This window comes from Mesorhizobium sp. M0960 (genome assembly GCF_040319055.1).
Classification (GTDB): Bacteria; Pseudomonadota; Alphaproteobacteria; order Rhizobiales; family Rhizobiaceae; genus Mesorhizobium.
This window is the reverse complement of the sequence record NZ_JAMYNN010000001.1, coordinates 839,016-861,863: the sequence shown is the minus strand read 5'-3', so window position 1 is coordinate 861,863 and position 22,848 is coordinate 839,016. Positions and strand designations below refer to the sequence as shown.

The following is a 22,848-nucleotide window of genomic DNA, read 5'->3' as shown; positions in this document are numbered from 1 at the left end:
CGTGGCGAATGGGCACGGCACGGTGAAAGTGCCGGTGCGGCTGTGCCCAGAGCACCAGCGACACCCTGCTACGCCGCCGCCTTCTCCACCAGCCGTGCCAACTGCGTCATGACAACCGCCGAGCCTGCCAGCCGCTTTTCGGGGGTCGGCCAGTCGCGGCTGAAGACGACGCTCTGGTCGGGCCGGATCTTGGCCAGCGAGCCCTGTTCGCCGATGAGCTTGACCAGCCCGACCGGATTGGGGAATTCCCGCTTGCGGAAATGGATGACGACGCCTTTCGGCCCGGCGTCGAGCTTCTCGACGTTGGCCTTGCGGCAAAGCGCCTTGATGAAGACGATCTTCAACAGATGTTTTACCTCTTCCGGCAGCGTCCCGAACCGGTCGATCAGCTCGGCGCCGAAAGCATCGATCTCTTCCGTATTTTCGAGATCGCCAAGACGGCGATAGAGCGCCAGCCTGAGCTGCAGGTCCGGGACATAGCTTTCCGGGATCATCACCGCTGTGCCGACGGCGATCTGCGGCGACCAGCCGCCGTCCTGCACCTCGCCGGAATCCTTCACTTCGGCCACCGCCTCCTCCAGCATCTGTTGGTAGAGCTCGAAACCAACCTCCTTGATGTGGCCTGACTGCTCTTCGCCGAGCAGATTGCCGGCGCCGCGGATATCGAGGTCGTGGCTAGCCAGTTGGAAACCGGCGCCGAGCGTATCGAGCGACTGCAGCACTTTCAGCCGACGCTCGGCTGTATCGGTGAGCTTGCGGTTGGCGGGCAGTGTGAACAGCGCGTAGGCGCGCACCTTCGAACGGCCGACACGGCCGCGCAGCTGATAGAGCTGCGACAGTCCGAACATATCGGCGCGGTGCACTATCAGCGTGTTGGCGGTCGGGATATCGAGGCCGGATTCGACGATGGTGGTCGACAAAAGCACATCGTACTGGCCGTCATAGAAGGCGTTCATGATGTCGTCGAGTTCGCCCGGCGGCATCTGGCCATGCGCCACCGCCACTTTCAGCTCAGGCACGGATTCGCGCAGAAAATCATGGATTTCCGCGAGATCGCTGATGCGCGGCACGACATAGAAGGAATGGCCGCCACGGTAGCGCTCGCGCAGCAACGTTTCGCGGATGACCAGCGGATCGAAGGGCGAGATGAAGGTGCGCACTGCCATGCGGTCGACCGGCGGCGTAGCGATCAGCGACAGCTCGCGCACGCCGGTCAAGGCAAGCTGCAACGTTCGCGGGATCGGCGTCGCCGACAAAGTCAGGACGTGGACGTCGGTCTTCAGGTCTTTCAGCCGTTCCTTGTGCTTGACGCCGAAATGCTGCTCCTCGTCGATGATCAGCAGGCCGAGATTCTTGAACGAGATCGAGGAGCCGAGCAGCGCGTGCGTGCCGACGACAATGTCAACCTGACCTTCGGCGATGCCCTTCTTGGCCTCGGCCAGTTCCTTGGCGCCGACCAGCCGCGAGGCCTGGGCGACACGGATCGGCAGGCCCGAGAAGCGCTGCGAGAAGGTCTTGAAATGCTGGCGCGACAACAATGTCGTCGGCACCACCACCGCCACCTGAACGCCTTCCATCGCCGCGATGAAGGCGGCGCGAAGTGCAACTTCGGTCTTGCCGAAGCCGACATCGCCGCAGATCAGCCGGTCCATCGGCTTTCCGGCGCCTAGATCATCCATGACCGAATCGATCGCCGTCTGCTGGTCATCGGTCTCCTCATAGGGAAAACGCGCTGCAAACTCGCCATAGAGGCCTTCCGCCGGCACCAGCGCCGGTGCGGCCCGCATCTGCCGCTCGGCGGCGATGCGGATCAGCTGCCCGGCCATGTCGAGCAGGCGCTTCTTCAGCCGCGCCTTGCGCGATTGCCAGGCGCCGCCGCCAAGCTTGTCGAGCGTCGCCTCGGCCGAATCCGAGCCATAGCGCGACAGCAGCTCGATGTTTTCCACAGGCAGGAACAGCCGATCATCGCCGGCATAGTGGATTTCGAGGCAATCGTGAGGCGCACCAACCGCCTCGATGGTACGCAACCCGATGAAACGGCCAATGCCATGATCGGAATGGACGACAATATCGCCCGAGGACAACGCCGAAGCCTCGGCGATGAAGTCGGACGCGCGCTTCTTGCGCTTCGAGCGTCGGATCAGCCGGTCGCCGAGAATGTCCTGCTCGGCGACAACGACCAGTTTCTCCGTCTCGAAGCCGGATTCGAGCGGCAGCACGGCCAGTCCCGCCTGCCCCGGCTCAAGCCTTTCGGCTTCGGCAAGCGTCGCCACCGGCTTCAGATTGCCAAGATGATGCTCGGCCAGGATCTGACCAAGCCGGTCGAGCGAACCCTCGGTCCAGCCGGCGACGATGACGCGGCGGCGTGCAGCGCGCTCGTCGGAAATGTGTTTTACGACGACGTCGAAAACGTTGGCGCTAGGGTCGGCGCGTTCCTCGACGAAGCTGCGGCCGTGGCGCGAGCCGGCATGGAACACCTTTTTCGCACCGGCATCGGGCGCATCGAACGACGTGAAGTCTATTGCTTCGCGCGGGCCAAGCGAGGCAATCAGGTTCTCTGGCGACAGATAGAGCAGATCCGGCGGCACCGGCTTGTAGGGCACCGCGTCCTTCAAGGCGCCGTCGGCCTGCTTCTTGCGCGCTTCGTAGTGGTCGAGGATCAGAGTGTGGCGCTCGGCCAGTGCCTCATGCGCCAGATGGTCGAAAACCACAGGCGCGTCGGGTAGATAGTCGAAGACGGTTTCCAGCCGCTCATAGAAGAACGGCAGCCAGTGCTCCATGCCGGCAAACCGCCTGCCCTCGCTGACCGCCGCATAGAGCCCATCGTCGCGCGAGGGTGCGCCAAAGGCTTCGATATAGGCACGGCGGAAGCGGCTGATGGTTTCCGGCGTCAGCGCCACCTCGCTCATCGCCTGCAACGCCATCGACTTGCGCTGGCCGGTGGTTCTCTGTGTTGCGGTGTCGAAGACGCGGATCGATTCCAGCGTATCGCCGAAGAAATCGAGGCGCAGCGCCTCCGCCCATCCGGGCGCGAAGAGATCGAGGATGCCGCCCCGCACTGCAAATTCGCCGATGCCGCGCACCGTCGGTACCCGCTCGAAGCCGGAAGTCTCCAGCCGCGACACCAGTACGTTCATGTCGATCTGGTTACCGGGCTTGGCGTGAAAGGTCTGCGCCTCGACGAGTTCCGCCGGCGGAATGCGCTGAAGCAACGCATTCGCGGTGGTGAGAATGACGGCGCGGTGCGGCCTCTTCGCCAGCGCAATCATTGCTGCCAGCGCATCGAGCCGCCTTGCGGCGGCATCGGCGCCGGGCGAGACGCGGTCGTAAGGCAGGCAATCCCAGGCCGGCAGTTCCAGCACCGGCAGGCCCGGCGCGGCAAAGGCAAGCGCCTCGACGATCGCCGGCAGACGCTGGCCGTCGCGTGCCACGAAAAGCACCGGCTTGTCAGGGGCGATCTCGTGCGCAGCCTGCACCAGCGCAAAGGCTTCGTAGCCGTCGGCGACGCCATCGACAATGAACTGGCCGGCGCGGCCTTTCGGCAGACCGATCGTAGGGATAAGGCTCATGGCTACACGTTGTTCAGAAGGTCATGTCCCGGCGCGAAGCCAGGATTTTTTGCAGGACGGCACAATCTATATCCGTCGGAACCGGGCGCTCGCCGGTGACGATAGGCAGGAATTCGGTGTCGGGAATGTCGAGAAGCCTCTCATATTGGTCGATTTCGTCGCCGGTCAAGGCGCCGATCTCGGCATCGGCGAAGCTGCCGAGTATCAGGTCCATCTCGCGCATGCCGCGGTGCCACGAACGAAACAGAAGCTTGCGGCGGCGGGTATCGAGCCCCTCGCTTGATCGAGTCGTTCCGGTCATCGTGCAACATCCTTGCCCAGGCGGCGCATATAGCGTGGATAGAAGGCGGTGTCAGCCTTGCGCTCCGGCCGGCGCAACATAAGCTGACATCATGCGTCCCTCCCTCCTCGATCCGCTGTTTGTCCCGATCACCTCGCTTGCTGGCGTCGGGTCGAAGGTTGGCGTATTGATCGAGAAAGTCGTGGCGGCGGATCTCGGCGACCGGGCAGCGCGCGCCGGCGACCTCTTGTTCGTGCTGCCGCATACTGTCATCGATCGCCGCAACCGGCCGGGCATCGCCGGTTCGGCCGAGGGCGCAGTCGTCACGCTCGATGTGCGCATCGACCGCCACCAGCCGCCGCCGCGTGGCAACAGGTCGGTACCCTACCGGGTCTACGCCCATGACGACACTGGCGAGATCGCGCTGACCTTCTTCCATGCCCATGCCGCCTATCTCGAAAAAGCGATGCCCGTAGGCGAGCATGTCGTCGTCTCGGGCCGCATGGAATGGTTCAACGGCCGCCCGACCATGGTTCATCCCGACCATATCGCACTTGCCGGCGACGCAGAAAACCTCCCATTGGTCGAGCCGGTCTATCCGCTGACCGCCGGGCTCTCGGGCAAGGTGCTGCGCCGGGCGATTGGCCAAGCGCTGGCCCGCCTGCCGGTGCTGCCCGAATGGCAGGACGGCGAGTTCCGGCGCCGCCACGCCTTTCCTGCTTTCGGCGATGCGCTCACCCGGGTCCACAATCCTGCCGACCCGATCGACGTCTCCGTCGACGGCGCGGCGTGGCGGCGCCTTGCCTATGACGAGTTCTTGGCCGGCCAGGTATCGCTGGCGCTGGTCCGGGCCAAGGTCCGCCGATTATCGGGCCGGCCACTCGTTGGCGACGGCCGCATAGTCGAACAATTGCGCGCGGCACTCCCTTATTCGCTGACCATGTCGCAGGAAATGGCGCTTGCCGAAATCAACGCCGATCTTGGCGACCCCGAACGCATGCTGCGCCTTTTGCAGGGCGACGTCGGCTCCGGCAAGACGGTGATCGCGCTGCTTGCCATGGCGCGTGCCGTCGAGGCAGGCGGCCAGGCGGCATTGATGGCGCCGACCGAAATCCTGGCGCGCCAGCATCTCGCAACGATTGCGCCGTTGGCGGAACGGTCCGGCTTGCGCGTCGCCATCCTCACCGGCCGCGAAAACGGCCGCGAGCGCGCCGACACGCTGACCGGGCTGGCCAATGGCGACATCGACATCGTCGTCGGCACCCATGCGCTGTTCCAGCAAACGGTGACGTTCCATGACCTCGTGTTCGCCGTCGTCGACGAGCAGCACCGTTTCGGCGTCCACCAGCGCCTTGCCATCACCGCCAAGGGCGATGCGCCCGACATGCTGGTGATGACGGCAACGCCGATACCGCGGACGCTGGTGCTGACTGCCTTCGGCGACATGGACGTGTCGAAGCTGACGGAAAAGCCGGCCGGCCGCCAGCCGATCCGCACCGTCACCTTGCCGCTTGAACGGCTCGACGAGCTGATCGGCCGCATGCTCGACGCTGTCGCCGATGGCCAGAAAATCTACTGGATCTGTCCGCTGGTTGAGGAATCCGAGGAGATCAAGCTGATGTCGGCCGAGGACCGTTTTGCCTCGCTGAAGCCGCTGTTCGGTGATCGGATTGGCCTGGTGCATGGCCGCATGAAGGGCGCCGACAAGGACGAGGCGATGCGCGCCTTCAAGCAGGGTGAAACGCGCATCCTGATCGCCACCACGGTGATCGAGGTCGGCGTCGATGTGCCTGACGCAACAATCATGGTCATCGAGCATGCCGAGCGTTTTGGCCTTGCCCAGTTGCACCAATTGCGCGGCCGGGTCGGGCGCGGCGACAAGCCGTCGTCCTGCGTGCTGCTCTACAAGGACCCGATTGGCGAGACGGCCAAACGCCGGCTGTCGGTGATGCGCGAGACCGAGGACGGCTTCCGCATCGCCGAAGAGGATCTGAAGCTGCGCGGCGAAGGCGAGTTGCTCGGCACCCGCCAATCCGGCACGCCGGGCTTCCAGGTGGCGCGCATCGAGGCGCATGCCGACCTGCTCGAGGCCGCCCGCGACGATGCGCGGCTGATTCTGTCGCGTGATCCGGAACTGCAGTCCGAACGCGGCACGGCGCTGCGCCTGCTGCTCTATCTATTCGGCCGCGACGAGGCCGTGCGGCTCCTGCGCGCCGGCTGAGGCATCGCGTCGAGCGGCGGATTGGCGAGCGCGCCGTGGATCTGCTCGCCGTTCACCGTCACCATTTTGACCGCCGGCGCCACCAGGCCGGCCGAAACGATCAGCTTGGCTCCGTCCTCGATCGTCATGTCGAGCAGCACGATGTCGGATTTCGGTACATACATCAGAAAGCCCGTAGTCGGGTTAGGCGTACACGGCATGAACACCGCAATCAGCGGATCGCCTTGCTGGTCGAGCTTCTGGTTGATCTCGGTTTCCTTCTCGCTGGCGACGAAGACCAGCGACCAGACCCCCTTGCGCGGATATTCGACCAACCCGACCTGGCGGAACATGTCGCCCTTGTTCGACAGCACGGTCTCGAAAATCTGCTTCAGCGAGCCGTAGATGCCGCGCACCAGCGGCATGCGGCCAAGCAGGCGCTCGCCGAAGTTGACGATGGCGCGACCGACGATATTGGCTGTCAGGAAACCGATAAAGGTGATGAGGATCAGGGCAACGATCAGCCCAAAACCCGGCACTGGAAACGGCAGGTAGGTGTCCGGATTGTAGCGTACCGGGATGTAGGGTTTCACCCAGGAATCGACCCAGCCGATAAGCGACCAGGCAATGTAGGCGGTGATCGCCAATGGCGCGCAAACGACGAAGCCGGTCAGGAAATAGTTTCTCAGCCGGGTCATGCCTGAGGTCTTGAGAGCATCCGACATGGTTCACCGCAGCGTGTGTTTGCAACGCGACACTACTGAACCCGAAGGCGCTTTGGAATTGCGAAGTTTTTAAACGAGACCTATTCCACCGTTACCGATTTCGCCAGGTTGCGAGGCTGGTCGACGTCCGTGCCCATGAACACGGCGGTGAAATAGGCGAGCATCTGGATCGGCAGCGCGTAGATGATCGGCGAGATGATTTCCGGCACGTCCGGCAAAACGATCGTCTCCATCGTCTTCACCGTAGCGTGTGCAGCGCCCTTGCTGTCGGTGATCAGGATGATCTTGCCGCCGCGCGCCGCCACCTCTTGCATGTTCGACACCGTCTTTTCGAAGATGCGGTCGTGCGGGGCGATGACGATGACAGGCATGTTCTCATCGATCAGTGCGATCGGCCCGTGCTTCAGCTCGCCGGCGGCATAGCCTTCGGCGTGGATATAGGAAATTTCCTTGAGCTTCAGCGCGCCTTCCATGGCCAGCGGAAAATTGGTGTCGCGGCCGAGGTAAAGTACATTCTTGTAGTGCGAGAGGTCGCGAGCGATCTTTTCGATCTGCCCATCGAGCTTCAGCACCTGGTTGGCGTAACGCGGCGCTTCGGATAGCGCGCGCACCAGTGTCTTCTCCTGCTCGGGCGAAATGGTCCCACGCGCCATACCAGCTCGCACCGCCAGCGAAGCCAGCACGGAGAGCTGGCAGGTGAACGCCTTGGTCGAGGCGACGCCGATCTCCGGGCCGGCCAGTGTCGGCAGGATGACGTCGGATTCGCGCGCCATGGTCGATTCGCGCACATTGACCACAACACCGATCTTCATGCCGGCCTTGCGGCAGTAGCGCAGCGACGCCAGTGTGTCCGCCGTCTCGCCCGATTGCGAGATAAAGAAGGCGGCATCGGTCTTCGACAGCGGCATCTCGCGGTAGCGGAACTCCGAGGCGACATCGATGTCGACCGGCAGCCGCGCATAGCGCTCGAACCAGTATTTGCTGATCAACCCGGCGAGATAAGCGGTGCCACAGGCCGAAATCGCCAGCCGGTCGATCTTGGCGAAATCGAATGGCAGGTCGAGCGGCTTCGAGACGCCACCGACGAAATCCACATAATGTGCCAGCGTGTGCGAGATCACTTCCGGCTGTTCGTGGATTTCCTTTTCCATGAAATGGCGCCGGTTGCCCTTGTCGACCATGAAGCTCGTGCTGAGCGACTGCTGGCGTTTGCGGTCGACCTTGTTGCCGTCCATGTCGAAGATGGCAACGTCGTTGCGGCGCACTACCGCCCAGTCGCCGTCTTCCAGATAGGTGATCGAGTTGGTGAACGGGGCAAGCGCGATGGCGTCGGAGCCCAGGAACATCTCGCCATCGCCATGTCCGACGGCCAGCGGCGGGCCATTGCGGGCGCCGACGATCAGATCCTCGTCGCCCTTAAACATGATGGCCAGCGCAAAGGCGCCTTCCAGCCGCTTCAGCGCCTGATGCGCGGCCTCGACCGGCTTCAGGCCCCTGGCCAGTTCGCGCGCCACCAGATGGGCGACGACCTCGGTGTCGGTCTGCGAGGAAAACGTATAGCCGTCGCGGATCAACTCATCGCGCAATTCGGCGAAATTCTCGATAATGCCGTTATGGACGATGGCGAGCCCGTCGGAAAAATGCGGATGCGCATTGGTCTCGTTCGGCACGCCATGCGTTGCCCAGCGCGTGTGGCCGATGCCGATCGTGCCACCGAGCGGTTCGTCCTTCAGCCGGCGCTCGAGATTGATCAGCTTGCCTTCGGCACGGCGACGGGCGAGATGGCCATGATCGATGGTCGCGACGCCGGCCGAATCATAGCCGCGATATTCGAGCCTTTTCAGCGCATCGACGATAAGCGGCGCGACCGGCGAGTTACCGACTATTCCAACGATACCGCACATGGCGCTTCCCCCGACTCTGACTTCAAACCCGGCACTATTTAGAGACTGCCTGGCTACCGCGAAAAATCACATTCCATTTCGTCCGGTATCAGCCGGACTATCCTGCACAGATGCACCATCACAGAGCGCTCTTGCAATCCGGTTACTGCAATTGCTCAGTTTCTCCGCTCATATATCCTATCTCGCCTCAAAGGCTCCTGAAATCAGTCAAAGACATGATGCGGCCATGAACGAACGAATTGACACGGTGACACTTTGGCGTCCGGTTGGGCCACGCGAACTGGAGTTGATCCAGAGTTCAGGGATGCGCGCCTTTCCTCCTCGACTTGCCGATCAGCCGATCTTCTATCCGGTAACGAGCGAGGCCTATGCCACCCAGATCGCCCGAGACTGGAATGTGCCCGCGAGCGGATCAGGTTTCGTGACCCGTTTCGAGGTGCGCCGCAGCTTTCTGGACCGTTACAGCGTCCAGCATGCCGGCAGCCGGGCGCATCTGGAATACTGGATCCCGGCCGAAGACCTGTCCGCCTTCAACGATGCAATCGTTGGGGAAATCCAGCTTGTCGCTGAGTTCCGTTAGGCTATCCTTTTTTGTGGGCAGCCGCGGCCGAAGCGAACCGTTCGCGCAACTCCTTGCCCTTGCCGGGCAGAGTCCGCTGGCGGGCACGGCCGAAGGCCAGTGCATCGTCGGGCACGCTTTCGGTGATGACGCTGCCCGAGGCGATGTAGCCGCCCTTGCCGATCGACACCGGCGCCACCAGCGAGGAATTCGAGCCGATGAAGGCGCCCTCGCCGATATCGGTGAAGAATTTCGAATAACCGTCATAATTGCAGGTGATGGTGCCGGCGCCGATATTGGCGCCTGCGCCGATGCGGGCATCGCCGATATAGGTCAGGTGGTTGACCTTGGCGCCCTCCTCGACGATCGCTTGCTTTACCTCGCAGAAATTGCCGACCTTGGCTTTGTTTCTCAGATCGGCCCCGGGCCGCAGCCGCGCGAACGGCCCGACATCGCAATTCGACGCGATGGTTGCGCCTTCGATATGGCTGAAGGCATGGATCTTGGCGCCCGTGGCGATTTTCACGCCCGGCCCGAACCAGACATTGGGCTCGATGATCGTATCGGCCCCGATATCGGTGTCGTGCGAGAAGAACACGGTTTCTGGCGCAATCAGCGTCACGCCGGAAAGCATCGCTTCATGCCGCCGGCGCGCCTGCCAGATGCCTTCCGCCTGGGCAAGCTCGGCGCGGTTGTTGATGCCGAGCGCATTTTCGAAACTGGCTTCGATGGCGACGACATCAAGTCCTTGCGCAGCGGCGATCTCGACGATGTCGGTGAGATAATACTCGCCCTTGGCGTTCTTGCTGCCGACTTGATCGAGCAGCTTCAGCGCATGCCTGCCGGCGACCGCCATCAGCCCGCCATTGCAGAAGGTGATTTTCTTCTCCTCGTCCGAACAGTCCTTCTCCTCGCGGATGGCGACGAGCTTGCCGGCCTTTTCGATAAGCCGGCCGTAGCCCGAAGGATTTTCCGTACGGAAGCCGACCACGACGACAGCCGCACCTTCGGCCAGCTTCAGCCGCGCCGCCGCCAGTGCTTCCGGATCGATTAACGGCGTGTCGCCAAACATCACCAGGATGTCATCATAACCCCTTGATATCGCTGCCCGCGCGGCAAGCACGGCGTGCGCGGTGCCGAGGCGCTTTTCCTGAACAAAAGTCTCGACCTTCGGCGCGAACTTGAGTGCCGCCTTGCGCATCTCGTCGGCGCCATGGCCGATCACCAGCGCCAGATCACCGCTGCCGGCGGCTTCAGCCGCCTTGACGACGTGGGCAACCATCGGCAGGCCGGCGATTGTGTGCAGCACTTTCGGCACCGCACTCTTCATGCGCGTGCCTTCACCGGCAGCGAGGATGATGGACAGGCAGGATCTCTGGCTCATGGGGACAGCAACCGTTGAAAGGAGTCTGGAATCGAAGCGTTGGTAGCACCGGCGCCATGCTGCACCAATGCGGTTAAATTCCGGTGAGACGGTGGAACCTCCAACCCGCGAGACGCTCAAGCCGATCGGCTCAGGCGGCTTCCGCCTCGTTGCGTGATGCGAAGCCGGGGGCTCGGCCACGACCGTATTGCCGTGGCGAACAGTTCATGACCCGCTTGAAGGCTGTGCTGAAGGCGCTTTCGGATTCGTAACCGAGCGACAGCGCGATGACGGCGACGGGATCGCTGGAATTCGTCAGCCGGTCGCCGGCCAGCAGCATTCGCCAGCGCGTCAAATAGTCCATGGGCGATGCGCCGACCGTCTCCTTGAATCTAAGCGCAAAGGTCGATCGCGACATGCCGGCCCGTTCCGCCAGCTCCTGTAACGTCCAGCCATGCGCCGGATCGTCGTGCATGGCGCTGATCGCCGCGCCCATCTGTTTGTCCGCCAGGGCAAAGAGCCAGCCGATGCCACCTTTCAATCCTTCCGAAAGATGCAGCCGCAGCGCCTGAACCAGCATCATGTGGGCGAGGTGCCGGATCACCAGAAAGCCGCCCGGTTGTGGCTCGCGCAGCTCCTGCATCATCCGCTCCACCGACCAGCGCAGCGCAGACTGGTCCGACTCTTTGCGGATATGCACAATGGCTGGCAGCATCCGCAACAGGATGCCGGCATGATTGCCGCCAAGCGCGAAGCGGCTGCTGACCAGAAAGAAATCACCGCCGCCATTGTGGGTCACGACACCGCCGGCTCGCGCTGGCGGAAAAATCTTGACGGCTTCAACAGGCGCCAGGCCCATGTCGCTTGCAAGGCGGAAAGGCCGTCCGCTCGGCAGCAGGAAACAGTCCCCCGTCTCAAGGTGCACTGCGTCGGCAACGCCCTCCACCGAAAGCCAGCACCGGCCCGAGACCACCGCTCCCGTCTTGATGCTTTGCTGCTGGTCGGGGAACTGGATCGACCATTCACCACCTGCATCGAAGCCGGCCGACATATAGTTTCGCGGCTTCAGCAGCGAGAGCACATCTGAAAGGGGATCCATGGGTCATTCCGGACGATTGCGAAGATAATACGGACTTTACCGCATAGATCGTATTTTCTCAAGCGCCTATCACGACGCCACCGGGCCGCGAACATGGTCGTGGTCAGAAATGAACAAGGAGAAGTCGTGATGCGTGTTTTCCTTACCGGAGCGACCGGATTCGTCGGTTCTGCCGTCGTTCAAGAACTCATCGGTGCCGGCCATCAGGTGCTCGGCCTCGCCCGCTCGGAGGCGTCGGCCAAGTCGCTTGCCGCGACTGGAGCCGAGGTGCATCGAGGCGACCTCGAAGACCTGGAGAACCTGCGCAGGGGTGCGGCAGCCGCCGATGCGGTGATCCACACCGGGTTCAACCATGACTTTTCGAAGTTCGCGCAAAACTGCGAAATGGACCGGCGCGCCATCGAGGCGATGGGCGGTGCACTCGAAGGCTCCGAGCGCCCCCTGCTCGTCACCTCCGGAACCGCGCTCCAGGCGCGGGGCCGTATCGCGACGGAGGAAGATGCGCCTGTCCCCGCTTCCGCTTCGTATCCCCGCGCCTCCGAAGCGACAGCCGCCGCGCTGGCGGCACGCGGGGTGTGCGCGTCGGTTGTCCGCCTTCCGCCGTCGGTCCATGGCCAGGGCGACCACGCCTTTGTTCCGATCCTCATCGACCTTGCTCGCAAGAAGGGCGTGTCGGCCTATGTCGGCGAAGGGCTCAATCGCTGGCCCGCCGTGCATCGGTTCGATGCCGCCCGCATCTACCGGCTTGCGCTCGAGCATGGCGCCGGTGGCGGGCGCTATCACGCGATCGCCGAAGAAGGCGTGCCGTTCAAGGACATCGCCGGCGTGATCGGCCGGCGCCTGAACGTGCCGGTCGTCGCCAAGTCCGCCGAAGAGGCCGGCGATCATTTTGGCTGGTTCACGATGTTCGCGGCGATGGATGTCCCGACTTCAAGCGAGCGAACCCGCGCGCTGCTGGGCTGGGCGCCGAGCGGACCCGGGCTCATCGTCGATATCGACCAGCCAAGCTATTTCGGAGGCTGAACGGACCACGTAGCTGTGGTACCTTGTGCCGCAGTTACGGCCTCGCGCCTCGGCCGGGCGGCAAACCTATCCCAATTGCCCCAGCACCGGAAAATTCTCGAGCAACCAATAGGACGCCGCCTGCACGCCGCCGGTCAGGAAAAACACGCCGGCCACGACCAGCAGCGCGCCAATGGCTTTTTCGACGCGGCCGAGATGGACGCGGAATTTCCCGAGAAAGCGCATGAAGGCGCCGGAAAACAGCGCCGCGACCAGGAACGGTATGCCGAGGCCGAGCGAGTAGGCGGCAAGCAGCAGCGCGCCCTCGCCCACCGTCTCGCGGCCGCCGGCAAGCGTCAGGATCGGCCCCAGCACCGGGCCGATGCAGGGCGTCCAGCCAAAGGCAAAGGCCAAGCCCATGACGTAAGCGGCGATCAGGCTGGCCGGCTTGCCTTGTGACTGGAAGCGCGCCTCGCGTGAAAGCAAAGGGATGCGCAATACGCCGAGGAAATTCAGCCCCATCAGGATGATCAGCACTCCGGCCGCCATTGCCAGCGGCTCCTGCCAGACCCGTAGCAGATGGCCGATAGTGGAGGCGCCGGCGCCCAGCGCGACGAAGACGGTCGAGAAGCCGAGCACGAAGGCGATGGAGGAATTAACCAGCGCGCCTCGCGCGCCAGCCTTTGCCGCAATGCCGGCTTCGCCGCGGAAATCGTCGACCGACACGCCGGCCATGTAGCACAGATAGGGCGGTACCAACGGCAGCACGCAAGGTGACAGGAACGAAATCGCTCCCGCCCCGATCGCGCTGACATAGCCGACGTCCAATGCCATTTCCGTCTCCCGATGACTGCGCAGCCATATAGCCGCGACAACGGCCATCCGCCAATCACCATCGCGTGGCCCCAGCAAGTCGTCGCCCTCGCCTGGATCTATGGAAAACAGCCCGGGAAGAAAGGGCCGCCAGGCAGCGTTGATCAAACGAAGCGCGTTGTTCCGCGCGCTTTTTCGAATCATCCAAGGAGAAGTCCATGAAAACGATCGCAATCGGCATGGCCGCGCTTTTGCTCGGCACCGTCGTGTCCTACGCCGCCGAGGCGTGGAAGGAAGCAGAAGTCGGCGGCACCAAGATCTACACCGACGCCGGCGGCATGACGCTCTACACCTATGACAAGGACGAGGCCGGCAAGTCGAATTGCTACGACAAATGCGCCGCCAATTGGCCGCCACTGAAAGCTGACGCCAACGCCAAGGCCGAGGGCGAATGGACGATCGTCGACCGCACCGACGGCACCAGGATGTGGGCCTATGAAGGCAAGCCGCTCTACACGTTCATTAAGGACAAGAAGGCCGGCGATGTCACCGGCGAGGGCGTCGGCGGCGTCTGGCATATCGCCAAAGCCGACTGAGCCTTGAGCCTCTGACCCGCTGTAACAGGCGGTAATACGGCTGGTCGCCGGGACGTTGACCCAACCACCCCGGCGGCCAGCTTTTCAGCACAGCAATTCCGTGCGACTGTCTGAGCAAATGCCGGGCTGCATATTGCGCAGTTCACAGCGTCTGTTCAAGCAGGGCTGGCGCGTGCTCGATGTTTCTCTTATATCCGCGGGAGAGTTTGTCCCGTTCTCCAGGATCAATTGCCGGGTTTGTCCAGCGATAGGCTGCCCATTTCCCTTGTCCAGGATTGCGGAAATCGCAAGGCGCGCCGTTGGGTTGCGCATTCGGTGCAGGGCCGCATTTTGACTGCTTGGTCTTGACCGGATGCAAAAGCGCGGCCATGTGAGCGACACATTGAATGAGATTTCGTCGCGCGCAGCGGAATTCTTCTGCCGCATCACAACTGATATGAGACCGTATGGACGTCGTCGTCGTCGAATCGCCGGCCAAGGCGAAGACAATTAACAAGTACCTGGGCAAGAACTACAAGGTTCTGGCCTCGTTCGGCCATGTCCGCGATCTACCGGCCAAGGATGGCTCGGTGCGCCCGGATGAGGACTTTGCCATGTCCTGGGCCGTCGACACCGCGTCTGGAAAGCGTCTCGCCGATATCGCCAAGGCAGTCAAGGACGCCGACGGGCTGATCCTCGCCACCGATCCGGACCGTGAGGGCGAAGCGATCTCCTGGCATGTCCTGGAAGTGCTGAAACAGAAGCGCGCGTTGAAGGACAAGCCGGTCAGCCGCGTCGTCTTCAATGCCATCACCAAGGCGTCGGTGCTGGAGGCGATGGCCAATCCGCGCCAGATCGATGCGCCGCTGGTCGATGCCTATCTCGCCCGCCGCGCGCTCGACTATCTGGTCGGCTTCACGCTGTCGCCGGTGCTGTGGCGCAAGCTGCCCGGCGCCCGCTCGGCCGGCCGCGTCCAGTCGGTGGCACTGCGTCTGGTCTGCGACCGCGAATCCGAGATCGAGCGCTTCATTCGCGAGGAATACTGGCAGGTCGCCGCCATCCTCGGCACGCCGCGCAAGGAAAATTTCGAGGCGCGGCTGACCGCCTTCGAGCGCAAGAAGCTGCAAAAGCTCGACATTTCCAACAAGGCGCAGGCCGACGACATCAAAGCGATGCTCGAAGGCGCCAGCTTCAAGGCAGTGTCGGTCGAAGCCAAGCCGACCAGGCGCAATCCCGGCCCGCCCTTCACCACCTCGACGCTGCAGCAGGCAGCCTCATCGGGTCTCGGCTTTTCGGCCAACCGCACCATGCAGGTGGCGCAGCGGCTTTATGAGGGCATGGAGATCGGCGGCGAGACCACCGGCCTGATCACCTATATGCGAACCGACGGCGTGCAGATGGCGCCGGAGGCGATCTCTGCCGCACGCGATGCGATTGCCAAGGAATTCGGCCCTAAATACCTGCCTGAAAAGCCGCGCGTCTATTCCGCCAAGGCCAAGAATGCCCAGGAGGCGCACGAAGCGATCCGTCCGACCGATTTCATGCGCACGCCGGCTTCCGTCAGGCAGTATCTCGACGCCGACCAGGCGCGGCTTTACGAGATGATCTGGAAACGCGCCATCGCCAGCCAGATGCAGCCGGCCGAGATCGAGCGCACCACGGTCGAGATTGAGGCGATCAACGGTTCGCGTACCGCCGAGCTTCGTGCTGTCGGCTCGGTCATTCGCTTCGACGGCTTCCTAGCCGCTTACATCGAGCAGAAGGAAGAAGATTCGGAAGACGAGGAAAGCCGCCGCCTGCCCGAGGTCCGTGCCGGCGAGCAGCTCACCCGCGAGGCGATCAACGCCACCCAGCACACCACTGAGCCTCCGCCGCGCTATTCCGAGGCGTCGCTGATCAAGAAGCTGGAAGAACTGGGCATTGGCCGGCCGTCGACCTATACGGCGATCCTGAAGACGCTCGAGGATCGCGATTACGTCACCATCGACAAGCGCAAGCTGGTGCCGCAGGCCAAGGGCCGGCTATTGTCGGCTTTCCTCGAAAGCTTCTTCGAGCGTTATGTCGAGTACGACTTCACCGCTTCGCTCGAGGAGAAACTCGACGAAATCTCCGACGGCAAGCTAGCCTGGAAGGATGTGCTGCGCGATTTCTGGAAGGATTTTTCCGGCGCCGTCGCCGACATCAAGGAGTTGCGCGTCACCGACGTCCTCGATGCGTTGAACGAGGAACTGGCGCCGCTGGTGTTTCCCACGCGCGAGGATGGCTCCAACCCCCGCATATGTCCGAAATGCGGCACCGGCAACCTGTCGCTCAAGCTCGGCAAATTCGGCGCCTTCGTCGGCTGCTCGAACTATCCCGAATGCTCCTTCACCCGCCAGCTCGGCGACGCAGCCAATCCCAATGGCGAGAACGGCAGCGGCGAAGACGGCACCAAGGTGCTCGGCAAGGATCCCTATACCGCCGAGGAGATCACGCTGCGCAATGGCCGGTTCGGCCCCTATATCCAGCGCGGCGACGGCAAGGATGCCAAGCGCTCCAGCCTGCCCAAGGGCTGGACTGTCGATTCGATCGATCACGAAAAGGCGCTCGCCCTGCTGTCGCTGCCGCGCGACGTCGGCAAGCATCCGGAATCCGGCAAGATGATTTCGGCCGGGCTGGGGCGCTACGGGCCGTTCGTGCTGCATGACGGCACCTACGCCAATCTCGACAGCATCGAGGACGTGTTCTCGATCGGCCTCAATCGCGCCGTCTCGGTGATCGCCGAGAAGCAATTGAAAGGCAAGGGCGGCCGCAATGGGGGCACGCCCGCTGCTCTGAAGGAGCTTGGCGAGCATCCTGCCGGCGGCGGCAAGATCGTCGTGCGTGACGGCAAATACGGGCCTTATGTGAATTTCGGCAAGGTCAACGCGACGCTGCCGAAGGGCAAGGATCCGCAATCGGTGACGGTCGAGGATGCGGTGGCGCTGATTGCGGAAAAGGAAGCCAAGGGCGGCAATGGCGGCAGAAAGCCGTTCCGCAAAGCGGCCGCGCCTGTGAAGAAAGCGGCAGCGGCCAAAAAACCGGCGGCCAGGAAAAAGGGATAGGACGGGTTGGCGCGCAAAGTCTCCGGAAGAAGCCACGGCGATCTGCGCACCGCCGATACCCGTGCCAAGGTCAGGGACAATTACCGGCCTTCGCGTGACGAGATACTGCGTTACATCGCAGAAAATCCGGACCGCGCCGGAAAACGCGACATCGCCAAGGCGTTCGCGCTGCGCGGCGAAGACCGTATCTGGCTGAAGGACATGTTGCGCGATTTGCAGGACGAAGGCCTGCTGACCAAGGAGCGCAAGCGGCTTGCCCGCGTCGGGGCCCTGCCCCACGTCGCGGTGCTCGACATCTTTAGCCGCGACGCCGACGGCGTGCTGCTGGCGCACCCGACCGAAGCGATCGGCAATGGCGAACCTCCGGTCATAGCGATCCGCGTGTCGCGCGGCGGCAATGGCCCGACGCCTGGCATCGGCGACCGGGTTTTGGCCAAGACCTTTCCAACCGACGATCCGGCAGGCCCGGCCTATACGGGCCGGGTGATGAAGATCTTCGAGAAGCGCACCGATGCGGTTCTCGGCGTTTTCCGTGTGCTGAAGGACGGCACGTTCCGCATCGAGCCGGTGGAAAGGCGCCAGCCGGAGCTGGTCGTCGACAAGGAATTCCAGAACGGCGCCAAGAATGGCGACCTGGTCGAGGTCGAGCCGGCGCGGGCCTCCCGTTACGGGCTGCCGAGAGCCAAGGTGCTGGCGGTATTGGGCTCCTTGACCAGCGAAAAGGCGGTCTCGATGATCGCCATCCACGCGCACGACATTCCGCATATTTTGCCCGCCGACGTCATCGCCGAGGCAGAGGCGGTCAAGCCGGCGACGCTTGCCGGCCGCGAGGATTGGCGCGAGCTGCCGCTGCTCACCATCGATCCGGCCGACGCCAAGGATCATGACGACGCGGTGTTCGCCATGCCCGACACCGACGAGACGAACGCCGGCGGCGTGATCGTCACCGTCGCCATTGCCGATGTCGCCGCCTATGTGCGCTATGGCACGGCGCTCGACCGCGAAGCGCTGAAGCGCGGCAATTCGGTCTATTTCCCCGATCGTGTCGTGCCGATGCTGCCGGAGCGCATCTCGAACGACCTCTGTTCGCTGCGCGAGGCCCAGGATCGTCCGGCGATAGCGGTGCGCATGACTTTCTCGGCTGATGGCCACAAACTCAGGCACTCCTTCCATCGCATCATGATGAAGTCGGCGGCGAAACTCGCGTATCAGCAGGCGCAAGCGGCGATCGACGGCGCACCGGACGACACGACTGGCCCGATCCTCGATGCGGTGCTGAGGCCGCTATGGGACGCTTACGCGATCCTGAAGCGCGGCCGCGACACGCGCCAGCCGCTCGAGCTCGATCTGCCGGAGCGCAAGATCCTGCTCAAGCAGGACGGCACCGTCGACAAGGTCGTCGTGCCGGAGCGGCTCGACGCGCACAAGCTGATCGAAGAGTTCATGATCCAGGCCAATGTCGCCGCCGCCGAGACGCTGGAGGCGAAGCGGCAGGCGCTGGTCTACCGCATCCACGATGCGCCCTCGCTCGCCAAGCAGGAATCGCTGCGCGAATTCCTGCAGACGCTCGGCCTGTCGCTGGCGCGCGGTGCGCAGATGCGGCCGAACCAGTTCAACGGCATCCTCGCTCGCGTGCGCGGCGCCGACAATGAGGGACTGGTCAACGAAGTGGTGCTGCGCTCGCAGAGCCAGGCCGAATATTCGCCTGCCAATATCGGCCATTTCGGCCTCAACCTGAAGCGCTACGCGCATTTCACCTCGCCGATCCGCCGGTATGCCGACCTGATCGTGCATCGTGGGCTGATTGCCGCACTCGGCCTTGGTCCGGGCGGCCTGACGCAGGACGAGGCGGAACGGCTGGAAGAGGTCTCAGCACTGATCTCGGCGACCGAGCGCCGCGCGATGGCCGCCGAGAGAGACACGGTCGACCGGCTGATCGCCGCCTATCTCGCCGAGCGCATCGACGACCGTTTCGACGCCCGCATCTCGGGCGTCACCAAATCGGGACTGTTTGTCCAATTGCCGCAGTACGGCGCGGATGGCTTCATTCCGGTTTCAACGCTGGGCGGCGACTACTATATATACGACGAAACTGCCCGATCGCTTTTCGGAGAACGCACCGGCAAGGGCTATCAGCTTGCCGACCGCGTCGAGGTTCGCCTGATCGAGGTGGCGCCGATGGCCGGCGCGATGCGTTTCGAGATGCTGACCGAACCAAAGCCGCTGCCCGGCTCCAAACGGTCGTTCCACAAGGCCAAAGGCCGCGCCCGGGCGTCGCAATCGCGTACCGGCTCGCGCGGCAGGAGACGGTGATGCCAAAAGAACTGCAGGTGGAAGAACTGGTTTTCGGCGGCGAGCATCACTCCGGCCGGACCGCCCGGCCGCTATGGACGGCAATGAAGCGCGGCATGCTTGGCCGCTGCCCGCATTGCGGCGAGGGAAAGCTGTTTCGCGCCTTCGTCAAGACCGTCGACAAATGCGATCATTGCGACGACGAGCTCCATCACCATCGCGCCGACGATCTGCCGGCCTATCTTGTGGTGGTCATCGTCGGCCACATCGTGCTCGGCGCTTTCATGGGTGTCGAGGCGACCTCGACCCTCTCCACCTGGCAGCACATCGCAATCTGGGTGCCATTGACCATCATTCTAGCCGTCGTCCTGCTGCAGCCGGTCAAGGGTGCTGTCATCGGCCTGCAATGGGCATTTTATATGCACGGCTTTGGTGGCGAAGAAGACCTGATCGAGTCGCATCCCGAGGCTTGAAGCCATCACTGGCGCAATCGGCTATGGATGAAGCCCACTTTCGCATGAGAGAAGATTCCGCTAGGTCGAGCGCATGGACGGCATGACCAAGGCGGAAGTCGACAAGGTTGAGCGAAGCGCAATCGCGCTCGACAGCCAGCCAATACGCCCCCGTGACGCCGCGACGCTGATCCTGCTCGACCGCAAGGACGGTGAGTTGCTGGTGCTGATGGGCCGTCGCCATGCCCGCCACGCCTTCATGCCTGGAAAATTCGTGTTTCCCGGTGGCCGCACCGATCCGGCCGACAGCCGTATCCCCGTAGCCACTGCATTGCACCCTGACGAAGAAGCGAGATTGACCGCGGGCATCGGCCGCACCAGCGCTGCCCGCGCCCGTGCCATTGCTTTGTCGGCGATCCGCGAAACCTATGAGGAGGCCGGGCTGCTGATTGGCCAAAAAGGCGCCTTCGCGACCGCCAAGCGCGACTGGCAGGGCTTTGTCGAACACAGTGTTATTCCATCACTGCAAGCGCTGCGCTTCGTCGCACGCGCCATCACGCCGCCCAACCGGGTGCGCCGCTTCGATACGCGCTTTCTCGCCGCATGGCGCGACGACGTCGCCGTGGAACTGCCGGGTGGCGGTCCGACCAACGAGTTGGAAGACGTCGTTTGGCTGCCGCTGGCCAAGGCCAGTCAAGCCGACGTTCCAGACATCACGCGCACGGTCCTGGAGGAGCTGGAAACGCGGCTCGCCCAGGATCCGCTGCTGAGGCCCGGCGGTCCCGTGCCGTTCTATCGGCTTGTCCGCAATCGCTTCGTCCGCGAAATTCTCTAGAGCAGCCAGGCATTCCATGACAGTCGATACCCAGCCGCAGAGCGAGGAACGCGTACACTGGCTGCCGATGGTCGCGGCGATCTCTTCGATCAGCGTCGTCGGCATCGCCATCGGCCTCGGCATGCCGCTGCTCAGCGTCATCCTGGAAACGCGTGGTCATTCGGCGTCGATGATCGGTCTCAATACCGCGGTCGCCGGCCTCGCCTCGATCGCCGGCGCGCCGCTCGCCACCCCGCTTGCCATGCGGTTCGGGGTCGCCTGGACGATGCTTGCCATGATCGTCGCCGGGGCGCTGGCCTTTGTCGGTTTCCATTTCGCGCCAGCTTTCTGGATGTGGTTTCCGCTGCGCGTCCTGCTGCACGTCGCGCTGACGGTGCTGTTCATCCTCTCAGAATTCTGGATCAGCACCTCGGCGCCGCCACACCGGCGCGGACTGGTCCTCGGCATCTATGCCACCGTGCTGTCTCTCGGCTTTGCCGCCGGGCCATGGCTGTTCGCTCATCTCGGCAGCAGCGGCTTCCTGCCCTTCGGCGTCACCATCGCTTTGGTGACGCTCGCTGCCATACCGGTTCTGGCAGCACGCAACGAGAGCCCGACGATCGTCGCCGACGGCGAAACCAGCAATTTCCTGCGTTATATCTGGCTGGTGCCGACGGCGACCGCGGCCGTGCTGGTGTTCGGTGCGGTCGAGACCGGCGGCTTTGCGCTGTTCCCGGTCTACGGCAACCGCATCGGCTACTCCGAGGCCGACGCAGCTCTTTTGCTCACTATGATCGGGCTCGGCAACGTGCTGTTGCAGATCCCGATCGGCATGATCAGCGACCGCGTCAGCGACCGCCGCTATCTGCTGATGGCCTGTGCCACGGTCGGGCTTGTCGGCACCGTCTTTATGCCGTTCTTCGCGCAGAATTGGCACTTGATGGCAGCGCTTCTGTTCGTCTGGGGCGGCGTGGTCGCCGCCATGTACACGATCGGTCTGGCGCATCTCGGTTCCCAGCTTTCCGGCCACGAACTGGCCTCCGCCAACGCCGCCTTCGTGCTTTGCTACGGTGTCGGCATGGTGCTTGGCCCGCAGGCAATCGGCATCGGCATGGATGCTTTCGGGCCGTCGGGCTTCGGTTGGGCGCTCGGCCTGTTCTTCGCCTGCTATATCGTGCTGGTTGGCACCAGGCTGCTCCGCAAAATCCTCTGAGTGGGCCCGCTGCCGACATTGCTCCCACTGCTGACTAACTACTGACACCACCATGTCAGGAGCGCTCGCGTATATGCTCCCTCAAAGTGCATAAGCAGGGAGACCTCGGATGATCGACAGTGGCTTTGAGACGAAATCGCTGCGGATGGAATTGCTGCTGCTGGTGACCTTTCAGGCACCGGCCGCCGATGTCGACCGCATCATGGAGGCGGTGGTCGCGATCGCGCCGCTCAGAATGGGCAAATATGACAGCAATGCCTTTCAGTCAGCGGACGGCATCGAACGCTACCGGCCGCTTGAAGGTGCCGCCGCCGGCGCCGAGACGGAATTGCGCAGGCGGCCGGGCACTGTCGAGGTGTCGTTCGAACTGCCCGACGACCAGAAGCTCGCCGCTCGCGTCGTCGAAGCGATTTACCAGGTTCACAGTTATCAGGAGCCGGTGATCCGCATTCAGCCGCTGCTTGCCAGCCGCTCCAAGGGTCTCGACGACCGCGCCAACCCGAACCGCTGGTGGAACACGACTGGAGACTGGAAGAAGGCGCTGCCAGTCACGGAAGACGCTTGAACCTGGACAAGGGTTGACTTTCCGGGCGCGTTCTTTATGTGTCGCGGCAAGTTTCCCGCGTCCGGGTGTTTCCCCGTGCTCCAGCGGCCAAAACTCCACGAACATTAACGGACGAACATCATGGCCAAAGCCGCAAACATCAAGATCAAGCTTCTGTCGACCGCCGACACCGGTTTCTTCTACGTGACCAGCAAGAACAGCCGCACCAAGACGGACAAGCTGTCGTTCCGCAAATACGACCCGGTCGCCAAGAAGCACGTCGAGTTCAAGGAAACCAAGATCAAGTAATCCGGTTTTCTCTCGCAGTACCGAAACGCCGCCTTCCGGGCGGCGTTTTTCG

The 22,848-nt window shown here is 63.3% G+C and carries 19 protein-coding genes; 11 read left to right on the top strand and 8 right to left on the bottom strand.

All coding sequences use genetic code 11. The features are described 5' to 3' along the window. Positions 1-68: 68 nt before the first annotated feature. Both mfd and NKH63_RS04255 read right to left on the bottom strand, forming a co-directional pair. Positions 69-3,569 (bottom strand): transcription-repair coupling factor, encoded by a 3,501-nt coding sequence (gene mfd / locus NKH63_RS04260; protein ID WP_352495352.1) that lies wholly within the window; start codon positions 3,567-3,569, stop codon positions 69-71. Positions 3,570-3,582: 13 nt separating this feature from the next. After that, the gene (locus NKH63_RS04255) at positions 3,583-3,870 is read right to left on the bottom strand and encodes a succinate dehydrogenase assembly factor 2 (RefSeq protein WP_023720093.1); all 288 of its coding nucleotides are present in this window, start codon (positions 3,868-3,870) and stop codon (positions 3,583-3,585) included. Between the two features lie 91 nt (positions 3,871-3,961). Here NKH63_RS04255 and recG point away from each other — a divergent pair, with 91 nt between their 5' ends. Next, positions 3,962-6,070: an ATP-dependent DNA helicase RecG gene (gene recG / locus NKH63_RS04250; protein WP_352917645.1), complete on the top strand. Its 2,109-nt coding sequence runs from the start codon at positions 3,962-3,964 to the stop codon at positions 6,068-6,070. On the opposite strand, the gene NKH63_RS04245 is transcribed toward recG, so the two are convergent. Together NKH63_RS04245 and glmS are read right to left on the bottom strand one after the other, a co-directional pair. After that, a complete protein-coding gene (locus NKH63_RS04245) occupies positions 6,022-6,774 on the bottom strand; it encodes a DUF502 domain-containing protein (protein WP_031194320.1) in 753 nt (250 codons plus the stop codon). The two genes, recG and NKH63_RS04245, sit on opposite strands and share 49 nt — an antisense overlap. Before the next feature lie 80 nt (positions 6,775-6,854). Next, positions 6,855-8,678 (bottom strand): glutamine--fructose-6-phosphate transaminase (isomerizing), encoded by a 1,824-nt coding sequence (gene glmS, locus NKH63_RS04240; RefSeq protein WP_023720095.1) that lies wholly within the window; start codon positions 8,676-8,678, stop codon positions 6,855-6,857. 226 nt (positions 8,679-8,904) lie between these two features. On the opposite strand from glmS, the gene NKH63_RS04235 reads away from it, so the two are divergent. Further along, the gene (locus tag NKH63_RS04235; protein WP_031194321.1) at positions 8,905-9,258 is read left to right on the top strand and encodes a hypothetical protein; all 354 of its coding nucleotides are present in this window, start codon (positions 8,905-8,907) and stop codon (positions 9,256-9,258) included. Between the two features lies 1 nt (position 9,259). On the opposite strand, the gene glmU is transcribed toward NKH63_RS04235, so the two are convergent. Next, complete coding sequence (gene glmU / locus NKH63_RS04230; protein WP_352482206.1) at positions 9,260-10,621, bottom strand: bifunctional UDP-N-acetylglucosamine diphosphorylase/glucosamine-1-phosphate N-acetyltransferase GlmU; 1,362 nt, start codon at positions 10,619-10,621, stop codon at positions 9,260-9,262. A 130-nt stretch (positions 10,622-10,751) separates the two neighbouring features. Then, positions 10,752-11,699 carry an AraC family transcriptional regulator gene (locus NKH63_RS04225; RefSeq protein ID WP_352482204.1) on the bottom strand — a complete coding sequence of 316 codons (948 nt, stop codon included), beginning with the start codon at positions 11,697-11,699 and terminating at the stop codon, positions 10,752-10,754. Between the two features lie 129 nt (positions 11,700-11,828). On the opposite strand from NKH63_RS04225, the gene NKH63_RS04220 reads away from it, so the two are divergent. Continuing rightward, a complete protein-coding gene (locus tag NKH63_RS04220) occupies positions 11,829-12,722 on the top strand; it encodes an SDR family oxidoreductase (protein WP_023720099.1) in 894 nt (297 codons plus the stop codon). Positions 12,723-12,788: 66 nt separating this feature from the next. Here NKH63_RS04220 and NKH63_RS04215 read toward each other — a convergent pair whose 3' ends face one another. Continuing rightward, positions 12,789-13,535 carry a cytochrome c biogenesis CcdA family protein gene (locus tag NKH63_RS04215; protein ID WP_023720100.1) on the bottom strand — a complete coding sequence of 249 codons (747 nt, stop codon included), beginning with the start codon at positions 13,533-13,535 and terminating at the stop codon, positions 12,789-12,791. 197 nt (positions 13,536-13,732) lie between these two features. Between NKH63_RS04215 and NKH63_RS04210 the strand changes: the two genes are divergently transcribed. Continuing rightward, positions 13,733-14,110, top strand: coding sequence for a COG4315 family predicted lipoprotein (locus NKH63_RS04210; protein ID WP_352482202.1), 378 nt, complete (start codon positions 13,733-13,735; stop codon positions 14,108-14,110). 142 nt (positions 14,111-14,252) lie between these two features. Here the strand turns inward: NKH63_RS04210 and NKH63_RS04205 are convergent, their stop codons facing one another. Beyond that, positions 14,253-14,480, bottom strand: a complete 228-nt coding sequence (locus tag NKH63_RS04205) for a hypothetical protein (protein ID WP_352482200.1) — start codon at positions 14,478-14,480, stop codon at positions 14,253-14,255. Between the two features lie 76 nt (positions 14,481-14,556). Between NKH63_RS04205 and topA the strand changes: the two genes are divergently transcribed. The 7 genes from topA (at position 14,557) to rpmG (ending at position 22,796) form a co-directional block, all read left to right on the top strand. Then, complete coding sequence (gene topA / locus NKH63_RS04200) at positions 14,557-17,172, top strand: type I DNA topoisomerase (protein WP_352482198.1); 2,616 nt, start codon at positions 14,557-14,559, stop codon at positions 17,170-17,172. A gap of 6 nt (positions 17,173-17,178) precedes the next feature. Continuing rightward, positions 17,179-19,485 carry a ribonuclease R gene (gene rnr, locus NKH63_RS04195; protein ID WP_023720103.1) on the top strand — a complete coding sequence of 769 codons (2,307 nt, stop codon included), beginning with the start codon at positions 17,179-17,181 and terminating at the stop codon, positions 19,483-19,485. Next, positions 19,485-19,937, top strand: coding sequence for a DUF983 domain-containing protein (locus NKH63_RS04190; RefSeq protein ID WP_031194322.1), 453 nt, complete (start codon positions 19,485-19,487; stop codon positions 19,935-19,937). Before rnr ends, NKH63_RS04190 begins: the two co-directional genes overlap by 1 nt. 73 nt (positions 19,938-20,010) lie before the next feature. Continuing rightward, entirely contained in the window at positions 20,011-20,751 is a 741-nt protein-coding gene (locus NKH63_RS04185; RefSeq protein WP_023720105.1) for an NUDIX hydrolase, read from the top strand. 16 nt (positions 20,752-20,767) lie between these two features. After that, positions 20,768-21,943: an MFS transporter gene (locus NKH63_RS04180; protein ID WP_023720106.1), complete on the top strand. Its 1,176-nt coding sequence runs from the start codon at positions 20,768-20,770 to the stop codon at positions 21,941-21,943. A gap of 109 nt (positions 21,944-22,052) precedes the next feature. Beyond that, complete coding sequence (locus NKH63_RS04175) at positions 22,053-22,508, top strand: YqfO family protein (RefSeq protein WP_023720107.1); 456 nt, start codon at positions 22,053-22,055, stop codon at positions 22,506-22,508. A 120-nt stretch (positions 22,509-22,628) separates the two neighbouring features. After that, positions 22,629-22,796 (top strand): 50S ribosomal protein L33, encoded by a 168-nt coding sequence (gene rpmG, locus NKH63_RS04170; RefSeq protein WP_006201775.1) that lies wholly within the window; start codon positions 22,629-22,631, stop codon positions 22,794-22,796. Positions 22,797-22,848: the final 52 nt, after the last annotated feature.